The following is a 12760-nucleotide window of genomic DNA, read 5'->3' as shown; positions in this document are numbered from 1 at the left end:
TTTGTACGACTGCTCGCATGACGCCGGATCCTCGCAGCGCCTCCCGTCGATCCCGGCCCGACACCGCGGCCGGCGCCCCCGCCATCCACCGACTGGCCCACACGCCACCCGCCCGCCGCCGTGGCCGACAATGATCCGGTGAACGACCTCGCTCCCCTCCTCACCCCCGAAGGCCGCGCCCTCCTCGACGAGGTGCGGGACACCGACCCGGCGCAGGAGCTGGCCGTCGCGACCCGGCTGCGTCGCGAGCACCCCGCCGAGCTGGTGTCGGCGGCGCTCGGGCAGGCGCGGCTGCGGCAGCGCGCGGTGGCGAAGTTCGGGGCCGAGGACGCGGGCCGGATGTTCTTCACGCCGAACGGGGTCGAGCAGTCGACCCGGGCGAGCGTGGCGGCCTACCGGGCCCGGCGGATGGCCGAGGCGGGCATCACCTCGGTCGCCGACCTGTGCTGCGGCATCGGGGGTGATGCGATCGCGCTGGCCCGCGCCGGGATCCGGGTGCTGGCCGTGGACCGGGACCCGCAGACGGCCGCGGCGGCCCGGGCGAACGCCGACGCGCTGGGCCTGTCCGGTCTCATCGAGGTGCGCGAGGCGGATGTCACGGACGTGGACACGGCCGGTTTCGACGCCGTGTTCGTCGACCCCGCCCGGCGCGGCGGCCGCGGCCGGATCTTCGACCCCGAGGCCTACTCGCCGCCCCTGTCCTGGGCCGTGTCCGCCGCCCGCCGGGCCCCGCGCGGCGCCGCGCTGAAGGTCGCCCCCGGCATCCCGCACGAGGCGGTCCCCGAGGACGCCGAGGCCGAGTGGATCTCCGACGGCGGGGACGTCAAGGAGGCGGTGCTGTGGTTCGGCACCGAGCCGGGGGCGGTCCGGGCGACCCTCCTGCCGGGCCCCCGCACCCTGCTCTCCCGCGGCCTGCCCGACCCGGACGTCCGCCCGCCCGGCCGCTACCTCTACGAGCCCGACGGCGCCGTCATCCGCGCCCACCTGGTCGCCGAGGTCGCCGACCAGGTCGACGGCGGGCTGCTCGACGCGACCATCGCGTACGTCACGGCGGACGCCCTGCACCCGACCCCGTACGCCACCGCCTACGAGATCACCGACCACCTGCCCTTCAACGTCAAGAAGCTGAAGGCGCTGCTGAGGGAGCGCCAGGTCGGCATTCTCACGGTCAAGAAGCGGGGCTCGGCGGTCGAGCCGGAGGAGCTCCGCAAGAAGGTCAAGCCGCAGGGGCCGCACGCGGCCACGGTGTTCCTGACCCGGGTCGCGGGGGCACCGGCGATGCTCATCGGGCACCCCGCCTGACCGTCACGGCTGTTCCGCGGCCCGGCGCAGCAGCAGCTCCCGCTCCCGTTCGTTGCGGGTCAGGGAGGCCGCCCGTTCGAACTCGGCCCGGGCCTCCGGCGTACGGCCGAGGCGGGCGAGGAGGTCGCCGCGGACGCTGGGCAGCAGGTGGTAGTCCCGCAGGGTGGGGTCGCCGGCCAGGGCGTCGACGAGGACGAGGGCCGCGGCCGGGCCCTCGGACATCGAGACGGCCACCGCGCGGTTCAGCTCCACCACCGGGGACGGGGAGCGGGCCGCCAGCAGACCGTAGAGGGTGGCGATGCGGGACCAGTCGGTCTCCTCGTAGGTGTACGCGTGCGCGTGGCAGGCGGCGATGGCCGCCTGGAGGAGGTACGGGCCCGGGGCACCGCCGGAGGTGGCCTCGGCCCGGCCCAGTGCGGTGAAGCCGCGGGCGATGAGCATGCGGTTCCAGCGGGAGCGGTTCTGGTCCTTCAGCAGGACCGGCTCGCCGGAGGGGCCGGTGCGGGCCGCCGTACGGGACGCCTGCAGCTCCAGGAGCGCGGTGAGGCCGTGCACTTCGGGTTCCTTCGGCATGAGGCCCGAGAGCACCCGGGCCAGGCGGAGGGCGTCCTCGCACAGGGACGGCCGGAGCCAGTCGTCGCCGGCCGTGGCGGCGTACCCCTCGTTGAAGATCAGGTAGATGACGTCGAGGACCGAGCCGAGGCGGGCCTCGCGGTCGGGCCCGTGCGGCACCTCGAAGGCGACGTTCTTCGTCGCCAGGGTGCGCTTGGCGCGGACGATGCGCTGCGCGACCGTCGGCTCCGGGACGAGGAAGGCGCGGGCGATCTCGGTCGTGGTGAGGCCGCCGAGCAGGCGCAGGGTCAGGGCGGTGCGGGCCTCGGTGGAGAGCACCGGGTGGCAGGCGGTGAAGACCAGGCGGAGCAGGTCGTCGTCGATGTCGTCGAGGTCGGCGGGCTCCTGAGGGGGAGCCGTCTCCGACAGGTCCCGGCCGATCTCCGCGAGCTTGCGGGCGTAGTTCTCCCGGCGCCGGACCAGGTCGACGGCACGGTGGCGGGCGGTGCTCATGAGCCACGCGCCCGGGTTGTCGGGCACCCCGTCCCGCGGCCACTGCTCCAGTGCCGCGACCAGCGCGTCCTGCGCGAGTTCCTCGGCGATCCCGACGTCCCGGACGACCCGGGCGACACCGGCGATGATCCGGGGCGACTCCATCCGGAAGACGGTCTCGATGACCTCGGCGGTACGGTCGGGTCGGGGTGGTGGGGGTGAGGCGGGCTGCGGGGCCTCGGCCGGCTGCGGATCCGAAGGCGACTGCGAGGCCGGGGTGGGCTGCGGGGTCACAGCCCACCATCAGACACCCGTGGTGCCGCCCGGCCAAACAGAACCGGCGCGCGGACCGGTCAGTCCTCGGCGATCTGCCGGACCTCGGCGGTGATCGTCCAGTAGTCCTCGTGCAGCGACAGGAACCGCTTGGTCCACTCGATCGCCTCGGCCTTGTCCTTGCACTGGCTGATCGAGTAGCCGCCGATGACCTCCTTGGACTCGGTGAACGGCCCGTCGGTGACGGAGAGCTGTCCGCCCTCCCACGTCACCCGGCTGCCGTCGGAGGTCGGAGTGAGCCCGGCCGTGTCGAGCATGACCCCCGCCTTGGTGATCTCCTCCAGGAGCCTGCCCATCCGGTCCATCAGCTCGGGGCTCGGGCCCTCGGCGGGGGCGTTCTTCTCGTCGATGCGGATCAGCGTGAGAAAGCGCGGCATGGTGACTCCTCGGGGTCCTCGGGAGCGGGGCTCTTCCCCGCTCTCACCCCTGCGTCGATCGGGAGAACGACGGATCGACATGCTCGCCGGAATTTCTCGAAGATTTTTCCGTGACACGTTCGCGCAGGTCAGCGCAGCGACTCCCACAGCCTCCCCGCCTCCGGCTCCTCCGCCACCACCCGGTTGGGGTCCGACGGCGCCCGCACCACGGGCATCATCACCGTCCGCACCCCGCTCGCCGAGAGGCCCTGCAGGCTCTGTCCGAGCCGGGTCAGTTCGGCGAGGGAGTCCAGGCCGGTGTCCGTGGTGAGGCCCGTCGTCACCGCGTCCGCGACGCGGTACAGCCTGGCCGGGTCGGTGAGCAGGTCCTGGGAGGCGATCTGCTCCAGCAGGGCCTTCACCAGCTTCTGCTGGAGGCCTATGCGGCCCAGGTCGCTGCCGTCGCCGATGCCGTGCCGGGTGCGGGCGAGACCGAGGGCCTGGGTGCCGTCCAGGTGGTGGGTGCCCGCCTCCAGCCGCAGATGGCTGTCCTCGTCGGCGATGTCCTCGTCCGTGGTGACGGTGACCCCGCCCAGCGCGTCGACCAGCTTGGCGAAGCCGGAGAAGTCGATTTCGAGGTAGTGGTCCATGCGGACGTTCGTCATCTCCTCGACCGTCTTGACCGCGCAGACCGGACCGCCCACCTCGTACGCGCTGTTGAACATGGAGTGGCGGGCGACCGCCGTCGACCCGCCGGACGTGCGCGGGCAGGACGGGCGGGTGACCAGGGTGTCGCGCGGGATGCTCACCACCGTCGCGCTGGTCCGCCCGGCGTCGAGATGGACGACCATCGCCGTGTCCGAGCGGGCACCGGAGCTGTCGCCGCCGCCGAGCCGGCGGTTCTCCTCGCCGCTGCGCGAGTCCGAGCCGAGGACCAGGATGTTGAGGGCCTCGCTCGGCAGGGCCGGAGCCGAGGGCGCCGGGGTGGTCACCGGCTTCGGCGGCCGGTCGTCGCCCAGCGCGTTGTCGATGTCGACGCCGGTGATGTTGTCGTTGAGATGCCAGTAGGCCCAGCCCGCCGCTCCGGCGCCCAGCACCAGCGTCCCCGCCAGGACGAGGCCGGCGATCTTCAGCGCTCTCGACCGTCGGCCTGCTTCCTTGCCCTCGTCCCCGTGGTGTCCCGTCACGGGCAGGAACATAAGTCCGAATTATTACAGGCAGGGAGTTCAGGGCGCCTTTTCTTCGGAAATTCTCAGATTTCCGGACCCGGGCTCATCCCAGTGTCACGACCGGCACCGGATTGCTCCCGCTCCACGAACCGTTGAACCCGAAGGTCACCGAACCGCCGTCCGGTACGGAGCCGTTGTACGGGGCGTTGGCGCAACTGACCGCCGTGCCCGACTGCGTGCAGTTCGCGTTCCAGGCCTGGGTGATCCGCTGCCCGGCGCCGAACGTCCAGGTCGCCTGCCACGACGACAGCGAGGCGCCCGAGCAGGCGATCCGCACCTGGCCCGTGTAGCCCGTGCTCCACTGGCTGGTGACGCTGTAGACGGCCGTGCAGGCGCCCGTCGGCGGCGGGGTCGTCGTCCCGCCGAGGGCCTCCGCGATGGCGTGGTACGCCGGTTTCGGCCGGTAGTTCTCGTCGTACGGCGTCGCCGCTCCCTGGCCGGGGAAGGTGTCCGGGATCCAGGAGTCGGAGTCGGTGAAGCCCCAGACCGTGACGCCGGTGCAGCGAGCGACCGCGACACACGCGTTCGTGACGGCCTTGTAGTCGGCGGCCTGCTGGGTCAGCTTCGCCTGCGTCGCCGGGAGCTGCATCCGGATGTCCAGCTCCGTGATGGCCACGTCGACGCCCAGGTCGGCGAAGCGCTGGATGTTCTGCTGGAGCGTCGAGGGCACCTGGCCGACGATGAGATGGGCCTGCAGCCCGACCCCGTCGATCGGAACCCCGCGCTCCTTCAGGGACTTGACCAGGTTGTACAGGGCGGTGCTCTTCGCGTTGACGCCCTCCACGTTGTAGTCGTTGATGTACAGCTTCGCGCCCGGGTCGGCGGCCCGGGCCCAGGTGAGGGCCTGCGCGATGTAGTCCTGGCCGAGGGTGGTGTGGAAGAGGGTCGGGCGGTAGGTGCCGTCCTCGTTGAAGGGCTCGTTGACGACGTCCCAGGCGGCCACGCGGCCCTTGTAGCGGCCGACCTCGGTGGCGATGTGGTCCTGGACGATCGCGCCGAGCTGGTCCCGGGTCCAGCTGCCGCTCGTCAGCCAGCCCGGGTTCTGCTGGTGCCAGAGCAGGGTGTGCCCGCGCACCTGCTGGCCATGCGTCTCCGCGAAGTCGACGATCCCGTCGGCCTCGGCCCAGTTGTAGGTGCCGCGGCTCGGCTCGACCGAGCCCCACTTCATGGCGTTGCCCGGGGTGAGCCAGTTGAACTCGCGCCCGGCGGTCTCGCCGTAGGTGCCGGTGAGCTTGGAGCCGGTGACCGCCGTGCCCATGACCTTGCCCTTGGCAGCGGCGAGGTCGCGCAGGGGTGTGTCGGCGGCGTGCGCCGCGGGGGCCGGGAGCAGCAGGGAGCCGGCCAGGACGACTCCGGCCGACAGGGATGTCCGTAAGCCCGATCTCAGGGATCTCATGGCGGGTGCCTCCGAAAGTTTCGGTGGTGCAACCGATTGGCTTCGGGGCAGTGTGGAGGCGTCCGGAACACCCGTCAATACAGCACCTGCTATTCCGCGGGCCCCGCCGTGCTGCTGCGCACCACCAGACTCGTCGCCAGCTCCACCCTCGTCGCCGCCTCGGTCCCCTCGTCCCGCCCGAGGTCGAGGACCAGCTTGGCCGCGGCCTCGGCCATCTCGGTCAGCGGCTGCCGTACGGTCGTCAGCGGCGGTCCGACCCAGGGCGCCACCGGCAGGTCGTCGAAGCCGACCACGCTCAGGTCCTCGGGAATGCGCAGCCCCAGCTCGCGCGCGGCCTCGTACAGCCCGAGCGCCTGGAGGTCGTTCCCGGCGAAGACGGCGGTCGGCCGGTCCGGGCGGCGCAGCAGTTCCAGGCCCCGCCGGTAGCCGGCCTCGTGGTGGAAGTCGCCGGTGGCGATCAGGGCGGGGTCCACCGGCAGCCCGGCCGTCTCCAGCGCGGCCCGGTAGCCGTCGATCCGGGCCCGGCTGCACATCATCTGCGAGGGCCCGCTGATCGCACCGATCCTGCGGTGGCCCAGCTCGACCAGATGCCGGGTGGCGGCCAGACCGCCCTGCCAGTTGGTCGCGCCGATCGACGGCACGTCGGCGCCGGGGTCACCGGCCGGGTCCATCACCACGAACGGGATGGAGCGGCTGGTGAGCAGCGCCCGCTGCGACTCGTCGAGCCCGGACAGGACCAGGATCACGCCGTGCGGCCGGCGCGCGGCGACCTGGTCGGCCCAGGTCCGCCCGGGGGTGAGCCGCCCCGCGCTCTCGGACAGCACGACGCTGAGCCCGGCGTCCCGGGCCACGTTCTCCACGCCCCGGATGACCTCCATCGCCCAGGCGCTCTCCAGCTCGTGGAAGACCAGGTCGATCAGGGGTGAGCGGGTCGCCTCGGCACGGCGGCGCCGGTAGCCGTGGGCGCGCAGCAGGTCCTCGACGCGGGACCGGGTGGCCGGGGCGACGTCGGCCCGGCCGTTGAGGACCTTCGAAACAGTCGGGGCCGAGACGCCCGCCTCACGGGCGATCTCGGCGAGCGTCGCCGTCTGCGCGCTGCGCCCCTGCGTCCGGCTCTGCGTCCGGCTTTCAACCGGCTCCGGGGATGTCATGGCGGCGATCGTAACCCCGTCGGCCCCCTTGACGAAGTCCTCGCACCGCCATAGGTTCCCGGAACATTCGAAGTTCATAACGAAACATTCGTAGGAACGTTCGTGAGAGGGCCGTCCGTCCACCCGACAGGAGCTTCATGACCACCGCGCCCTGGCGTGATCCCGCGCTGCCCGCCGCCGCCCGCGTCGACGACCTGCTCTCCCGGATGACCCCGGAGGAGAAGACCGCCCAGTTGTACGGCGTGTGGGTGGGCGCCGCGACGGACGGCGACGGCGTCGCTCCGCACCAGCACGACATGGCCGTCGAGTACGACTGGGATGAGCTGATCACCCACGGCCTGGGCCAGCTCACCCGCTCCTTCGGCACCGCCCCCGTGGACCCGGCGCTCGGCGCGCAGGCCCTGGCGCGCGCCCAGCGCCGGATCGCCGGGGCGGGCCGTTTCGGCATTCCGGCGATCGCGCACGAGGAGTGCCTGGCCGGCTTCACCGCCTGGCGGGCCACGGCCTATCCGGTCCCGCTGGCCTGGGGCGCGACCTGGGATCCGCCGCTGGTCGAGGAGATGGCCCGCCGCATCGGCGACGACCTGCGTTCGGTCGGTGTGCACCAGGGCCTCGCGCCCGTGCTGGACGTCGTACGCGATCCGCGCTGGGGCCGCGTGGAGGAGACCATCGGCGAGGACCCGTACCTGGTCGGCACGGTCGGAACCGCGTACGTGCGAGGCCTGGAGTCGGCCGGTGTCGTCGCCACGCTCAAGCACTTCGCCGGGTACGCCTCCTCGGCCGGCGCCCGCAATCTCGCCCCGGTGCGGGCCGGGGTGCGCGAGTTCGCCGACGTCACCCTGCCGCCCTTCGAGATGGCTCTGCGCGAGGGCGGGGCCCGCTCGGTGATGGCCGCCTACACCGAGACGGACGGCGTCCCGGCCTCCGCTGACCCCGGGCTGCTGACCCGTCTCCTGCGCGAGGAGTGGGGCTTCACCGGCACGGTCGTCGCCGACTACTTCGGCATCGCGTTCCTCCAGACCCTCCACCGCGTCGCCGGCACCCCGGCCGAGGCGGCCCACGCGGCCCTCACCGCCGGCATCGACGTCGAGCTGCCCACCGTCAAGTGCTACGGCCGGCCGCTGCTGGAGGCCGTCCGGTCGGGCGAGGTCCCCGAGGAACTCGTGGACGGGGCGGCCCGCCGCGTGCTGCTCCAGAAGTGCGAACTGGGCCTGCTGGACGAGGACTGGGCGCCCGAGCCGGCCACGGCGGTCGAACTCGACTCGACGGGCAACCGCATCCTGGCCCGCCGCCTGGCCGAGGAGTCGGTGGTCCTGCTCGACAACCCCGACGGCCTGCTCCCGCTGGCCCCCGACACCCGCATCTCGGTGGTCGGCCCCCGGGCGGCCGACGCCCTGGCCATGCTGGGCTGCTACTCCTTCCCGTCCCACGTCCTCACCCACCACCCCGAGGTGCCGGCCGGCATCGAGATCCCGACCGTCCTGGACGCCCTGCGCTCCGAACTCCCCGACGCCAAGGTGACGTTCGCGCAAGGCTGCGACGTGACCGACCCGGATACCGGGGGCTTCGAGGAGGCCATCGCCCGCGCTGCCGAGGCGGACGTGTGCGTGGCGGTCCTCGGCGACCGGGCGGGCCTGTTCGGCCGGGGCACCTCCGGCGAGGGCTGCGACGCGACGGACCTCGGCCTGCCGGGCGTCCAGGGCGAACTGCTGGACGCGCTGGTCGCCACCGGCGTCCCCGTGGTGCTGGTGCTGCTGACCGGCCGCCCCTACGCCCTGGGCCGCTGGCACGGCCGGCTCGGCGCGGTCGTCCAGGCGTTCTTCCCGGGCGAGGAGGGCGGCCCGGCGGTCGCGGGCGTCCTCTCGGGCCGCGTGAACCCCTCGGGCCGCCTCCCCGTGAGCGTCCCGCAGGTCCCGGGCGGGCAGCCCTGGACCTACCTCCAGCCGCCCCTGGGCCTGGCGGGCGAGGTCAGCAACCTCGACCCGACCCCGCTGTACGCCTTCGGCCACGGCCGCTCCTACACGGCGTTCGCCTGGGAGGACTGCTCGGCGACCGAACCGGCCGAGCTCGGCACGGACGGCTCCCACGACGTGTCCGTGACCGTCCGGAACACGGGCGGGCGCGCGGGCGCGGAGGTCGTGCAGCTGTACCTGCACGACCCGGTGGCCTCGGTGACCCGCCCCGACGTACGGCTGATCGGCTACCAGCGGGTGGAACTGGCCCCGGGCGAGGCGGCTCGGGTCACGTTCCGCTTCCACGCGGACCTGTCGTCCTTCACGGACCGCTCGGGCCGCAGGGTGGTCGAACCGGGCGCCCTGGAACTGCGGTTGGCGGCTTCCAGCACGGACGTACGCCACACGGCGCACGTCACGATCGCGGGCCCGGTCCGCGAGACCGGAGCGGACCGGCGGCTGCGCTGCGAGACGGAGGTGTCCCCGGCCCCCCGGTGACCCGGGCCGGTCAGTCGACCGCCACCGACTCGAAGCGCCAGCGATGCACCGCCCGGGTGATCAACTCCCCGTCAGGCTCGGGCAGTTCGGGCAGCTCGGCGTCGAGGGGGGCGTCCCACCAGGTGAGGACGAGGACCCGGTCCTGGGGAGCGCGCAGGGTCTCCCGGCGCAGCGGCGCGTGCGGCAGCTCCTGGGCGCGGGCCCAGGCGAGCAGGTCCTCGCCACGCCCGGGCACGGCGCGGGCCTCCCACATCAGCGCGACCGTCACGAGTAGAGGTTCTCCTTGCTGACCTCGTGCACATGGTCGTGGTCGCCCGGGACGTGAGGCTCCGTCACCGGCAGCGAGGAGTCGGCCGACAGGTCCCAGCTCGACGCCGCCCGGTTCCGGGCGACCATCTCGGCGCCGAGGGCGGCGACCATCGCGCCGTTGTCCGTGCACAGCTTGGGCCGCGGCACGCGCAGCCGGATGCCGGCGGCCTCGCAGCGCTCCTGGGCGAGGACGCGCAGCCGCGAGTTGGCGGCCACACCGCCGCCGATCATCAGATGGTCGACGCCCTCGTCCTTGCAGGCCCGGACGGCCTTGCGGGTCAGCACGTCGACGACCGCCTCCTGGAAGGAGGCCGCCACGTCCCGCACCGGCACGTCCTCTCCCGCCGCCCGCTTGGCCTCGATCCAGCGGGCCACGGCGGTCTTCAGCCCCGAGAAGGAGAAGTCGTAGACCGGGTCGCGCGGGCCGGTCAGGCCCCGGGGGAAGGCGATCGCGTTCGGGTCGCCCTCCTTCGCGTACCGGTCGATGACCGGGCCGCCGGGGAAGCCGAGGTTCAGCACCCGGGCGATCTTGTCGAAGGCCTCACCGGCCGCGTCGTCGATGGTGGCGCCCATCGGCCGGACGTCGGAGGTGATGTCCGAGGACAGCAGCAGCGAGGAGTGGCCGCCGGAGACCAGCAGGGCCATCGTCGGCTCGGGCAAAGCGCCGTGCTCCAGCTGGTCCACGCAGATGTGCGAGGCGAGGTGGTTGACGCCGTAGAGGGGCTTGCCGAGGGCGTACGCATAGGCCTTCGCCGCGGAGACGCCGACCAGCAGGGCACCGGCGAGGCCGGGTCCGGCGGTGACGGCGATGCCGTCGAGGTCGCGGGCGGTGACGCCCGCCTCCTTCAGCGCGCGGTCGATGGTCGGGACCATCGCCTCCAGGTGGGCGCGGCTCGCGACCTCCGGGACGACACCGCCGAAGCGGGCGTGCTCGTCGACGCTGGAGGCGACGGCGTCGGCCAGCAGGGTGGTGCCCCGGACGATGCCGACGCCGGTCTCGTCGCAGGACGTCTCGATTCCCAGTACGAGGGGTTCGTCAGCCATTGATCTCGGTTCCTTGTACGGAGTTCTCGGGGGCGGTCAGGCGCATGACCAGGGCGTCCACGTTCCCGGGCTGGTAGTAGCCGCGCCGGAAACCGATGGGCTCGAAGCCGAAGCGCTCGTACAGCTTCTGTGCGCGGACGTTGTCGACCCGGCACTCCAGCAGCACCTCGGCGCACTCGAAGGTGGTGGCCGCCCGCAGCAGTTCGGCCAGCAGCCGTCCGCCGAGGCCGGTGCCCCACAGCTCGCGGGAGACGGCGATGGTCTGGACGTCGGCCTGCTCACCGGTGGCGACCAGACCGGCGTACCCGACGATCCTGGAGCCGGCCTCGGCGACGACGTACCGCCGGTTGGCCTCGGGCCCCCGCGCATGGGCCAGCTCGGACCAGAACATGCCCCGGGACCAGGCGTCCTCGGGGAACAGGTCCCGCTCCAGCTCCAGCACGGCGTCGATGTCCCACCAGCGCATCTCGCGCAGCGCGCACGTCACGGGTTCGGTCACTTGGGGGTGACCACCTTGTAGTTCTTGGGGACCTGGGCGTCGGGGCGGCGCAGGTAGAGCGGCCGGGGCGCCGGAAGTTCCTCTCCGGCGGCCAGCCTCTCCGCCGCCAGCCGGGCGAGGGCGGCGGCGGACACGTGCTCCGGCTCGTGCGCCTTGGGGAAGGTGTCCGGGTACAGCAGCGCGCCGGCGCCGACCGCGGGCAGGCCCTCGACCTGCTCGGCGATGTCGGCGGGCCGGTCCACGGCGGGGTCGGTGACCCGGGTGCGGGAGTCGGCGTAGCGGGCCCAGTACACCTCCTTGCGGCGGGCGTCGGTCGCTACGACGAACGGGCCCTGAAGGTCGGCGGCGCAGGCGAGGCCGTCCAGCGTGCACACGCCGTGCACGGGGACACCGAGCGCGAGTCCGAAGGTCTCCGCGGTCATCAGGCCGACGCGCAGCCCGGTGTACGGTCCCGGACCGATCCCGGCGACGATCCCGGTGACGGCGTCGAGCCGCAGACCGGCCTCGGCGAGCACCCGGTCGATCGCCGGCAGCAGCAGTTCCCCGTGGCGCCGCGCGTCGACCTGACTCGACGAGGCGATGACATCGCGTCCGTCGTGCAGTGCGACGGTGACAGCGGGCGTGGCGGTATCCAGAGCGAGCAAGAGCACGCAAACAGCCTACGGCTCCCCGGGGCCCGGCACTGCCGCGCCTGCCGGGTCGCCACATGCTGCTACGGTCACCTACCGTCACGACAGGGATGCACGACGTGAGGTGAACGCGGGTGGCAGCTAGCAGCTCGGGAATCGTGGCCGGGCTCACCGCCGCGGCCCTGGCGACGGTCGGCTACCTCGCCCACGAGGCGGCCGAGACCCTTCCGGCCGGCATGGGCAGGGCGGCGCAGACGGGCGCCGTACCGGCGGCCGGTACGTCGAAGGCACCCCAGGTCAAGGGGGATTCCACCGCACTGCCCCCCGAATCCGGCAAGGGCGCCCGGGTCGTCTACTCGCTGCGCGGGGACCGGGTGTGGCTGGTCGCCGGGGACGAGGCGGTCAGCCGCACGTTCGAGGTCGAGCCGAGCGCGGTGGACCCGGCGCCGGGCAGCTACTCGGTGACGTCCCGCTCGAACGCGGTCACCGGCTCCGACGGCGTCCCGGTCGAGCACGTGGTGCGCTTCGCCAGTGTGGACGGCGTGGTCATCGGCTTCAGCGCGGCCGTGGGCGGCCAGACCGCCCCCGCCCCCGACCCGAAGGTCCGCACGGGCGGCATCCGCGAGTCCCGCGCGGACGGCGACGCGATGTGGACGTTCGCGACGATCGGCCGCCGGGTCGTGGTCGTCCGCTAGGCGTGTCACCGACGTCCCGGGACAGCGCGCCTAGGCCGCTTCGCGGTGCGCGGAGGTCCGCTCGGAGAGTTCCGGCTCGGGAGGGCGCGGCGGCGCGGAGATCAGCGCCGCTGCCCGGCCCGCCGCCAGCAGGTCGTGCATGGACACCCCGGCGACCGCGAACCGCTGCGGCTGCCCCTTGCTCTCTGTAGCCGACATGGACGCCTCCCGAAGGGCCGGGGCCAACGAAGTTAGGTACACCTAACTACGGACTGGATACCATGTGACCACGCGCGAGACACCGAGCGCAACATCTTGCCGACGTCTTGTCGGAACGTTCATCG

The 12760-nt window shown here is 73.1% G+C and carries 13 protein-coding genes; 3 read left to right on the top strand and 10 right to left on the bottom strand.

Going from position 1 to position 12760, the window contains the following annotated elements; genetic code table 11:
* Positions 1 to 138: 138 nt before the first annotated feature.
* Positions 139 to 1302: a class I SAM-dependent methyltransferase gene (locus RFN52_RS24635; protein WP_184849064.1), complete on the top strand. Its 1164-nt coding sequence runs from the start codon at positions 139 to 141 to the stop codon at positions 1300 to 1302.
* Between the two features lie 3 nt (positions 1303 to 1305).
* On the opposite strand, the gene RFN52_RS24630 is transcribed toward RFN52_RS24635, so the two are convergent.
* From RFN52_RS24630 to RFN52_RS24610, 5 genes are all read right to left on the bottom strand, one after another.
* Positions 1306 to 2640 (bottom strand): RNA polymerase sigma factor, encoded by a 1335-nt coding sequence (locus RFN52_RS24630; RefSeq protein WP_374050178.1) that lies wholly within the window; start codon positions 2638 to 2640, stop codon positions 1306 to 1308.
* Positions 2641 to 2699: 59 nt separating this feature from the next.
* Positions 2700 to 3056 carry a YciI family protein gene (locus RFN52_RS24625; RefSeq protein ID WP_184849062.1) on the bottom strand — a complete coding sequence of 119 codons (357 nt, stop codon included), beginning with the start codon at positions 3054 to 3056 and terminating at the stop codon, positions 2700 to 2702.
* Positions 3057 to 3184: 128 nt separating this feature from the next.
* Positions 3185 to 4234 carry an LCP family protein gene (locus RFN52_RS24620; protein WP_184849060.1) on the bottom strand — a complete coding sequence of 350 codons (1050 nt, stop codon included), beginning with the start codon at positions 4232 to 4234 and terminating at the stop codon, positions 3185 to 3187.
* 73 nt (positions 4235 to 4307) lie between these two features.
* Entirely contained in the window at positions 4308 to 5660 is a 1353-nt protein-coding gene (locus RFN52_RS24615) for a glycoside hydrolase family 10 protein (protein WP_184849058.1), read from the bottom strand.
* Positions 5661 to 5749: 89 nt separating this feature from the next.
* The gene (locus RFN52_RS24610) at positions 5750 to 6811 is read right to left on the bottom strand and encodes a LacI family DNA-binding transcriptional regulator (RefSeq protein WP_184849056.1); all 1062 of its coding nucleotides are present in this window, start codon (positions 6809 to 6811) and stop codon (positions 5750 to 5752) included.
* Positions 6812 to 6948: 137 nt separating this feature from the next.
* On the opposite strand from RFN52_RS24610, the gene RFN52_RS24605 reads away from it, so the two are divergent.
* Complete coding sequence (locus RFN52_RS24605; RefSeq protein ID WP_184849054.1) at positions 6949 to 9261, top strand: beta-xylosidase/alpha-l-arabinosidase; 2313 nt, start codon at positions 6949 to 6951, stop codon at positions 9259 to 9261.
* Positions 9262 to 9271: 10 nt separating this feature from the next.
* Here RFN52_RS24605 and RFN52_RS24600 read toward each other — a convergent pair whose 3' ends face one another.
* From RFN52_RS24600 to tsaB, 4 genes are read right to left on the bottom strand one after another with little or no spacing between them, the layout of a single operon-like run.
* A complete protein-coding gene (locus RFN52_RS24600) occupies positions 9272 to 9529 on the bottom strand; it encodes a hypothetical protein (protein ID WP_062928613.1) in 258 nt (85 codons plus the stop codon).
* Positions 9526 to 10614 (bottom strand): tRNA (adenosine(37)-N6)-threonylcarbamoyltransferase complex transferase subunit TsaD, encoded by a 1089-nt coding sequence (gene tsaD, locus RFN52_RS24595; protein WP_184849052.1) that lies wholly within the window; start codon positions 10612 to 10614, stop codon positions 9526 to 9528. Before tsaD ends, RFN52_RS24600 begins: the two co-directional genes overlap by 4 nt.
* Positions 10607 to 11113 carry a ribosomal protein S18-alanine N-acetyltransferase gene (gene rimI / locus RFN52_RS24590; protein ID WP_229856459.1) on the bottom strand — a complete coding sequence of 169 codons (507 nt, stop codon included), beginning with the start codon at positions 11111 to 11113 and terminating at the stop codon, positions 10607 to 10609. The genes tsaD and rimI overlap by 8 nt, the downstream gene beginning before the upstream one ends.
* Complete coding sequence (gene tsaB, locus RFN52_RS24585; protein ID WP_184849050.1) at positions 11110 to 11763, bottom strand: tRNA (adenosine(37)-N6)-threonylcarbamoyltransferase complex dimerization subunit type 1 TsaB; 654 nt, start codon at positions 11761 to 11763, stop codon at positions 11110 to 11112. Before tsaB ends, rimI begins: the two co-directional genes overlap by 4 nt.
* A gap of 113 nt (positions 11764 to 11876) precedes the next feature.
* Between tsaB and RFN52_RS24580 the strand changes: the two genes are divergently transcribed.
* Positions 11877 to 12437: a hypothetical protein gene (locus RFN52_RS24580; RefSeq protein ID WP_184849048.1), complete on the top strand. Its 561-nt coding sequence runs from the start codon at positions 11877 to 11879 to the stop codon at positions 12435 to 12437.
* A 30-nt stretch (positions 12438 to 12467) separates the two neighbouring features.
* Here the strand turns inward: RFN52_RS24580 and RFN52_RS24575 are convergent, their stop codons facing one another.
* Entirely contained in the window at positions 12468 to 12635 is a 168-nt protein-coding gene (locus RFN52_RS24575) for a hypothetical protein (RefSeq protein ID WP_184849046.1), read from the bottom strand.
* Positions 12636 to 12760 lie beyond the last annotated feature (125 nt).

Origin of the sequence: Streptomyces collinus, from assembly GCF_031348265.1 — a bacterium.
Classification (GTDB): domain Bacteria; phylum Actinomycetota; class Actinomycetes; order Streptomycetales; family Streptomycetaceae; genus Streptomyces; species Streptomyces collinus.
This window is presented reverse-complemented; position numbering and strand designations above follow the sequence as displayed.

Excerpts from the sequence above, each read along its gene's own strand:
- RFN52_RS24620 (WP_184849060.1), bottom strand. The coding sequence starts at position 4,234 with ATGTTCCTGCCCGTGACGGGACACCACGGGGACGAGGGCAAGGAAGCA.
- RFN52_RS24575 (WP_184849046.1), bottom strand. The coding sequence starts at position 12,635 with ATGTCGGCTACAGAGAGCAAGGGGCAGCCGCAGCGGTTCGCGGTCGCC.
- RFN52_RS24605 (WP_184849054.1), top strand. The coding sequence starts at position 6,949 with ATGACCACCGCGCCCTGGCGTGATCCCGCGCTGCCCGCCGCCGCCCGC.
- RFN52_RS24615 (WP_184849058.1), bottom strand. The coding sequence starts at position 5,660 with ATGAGATCCCTGAGATCGGGCTTACGGACATCCCTGTCGGCCGGAGTC.
- RFN52_RS24625 (WP_184849062.1), bottom strand. The coding sequence starts at position 3,056 with ATGCCGCGCTTTCTCACGCTGATCCGCATCGACGAGAAGAACGCCCCC.
- RFN52_RS24610 (WP_184849056.1), bottom strand. The coding sequence starts at position 6,811 with ATGACATCCCCGGAGCCGGTTGAAAGCCGGACGCAGAGCCGGACGCAG.
- tsaD (WP_184849052.1), bottom strand. The coding sequence starts at position 10,614 with ATGGCTGACGAACCCCTCGTACTGGGAATCGAGACGTCCTGCGACGAG.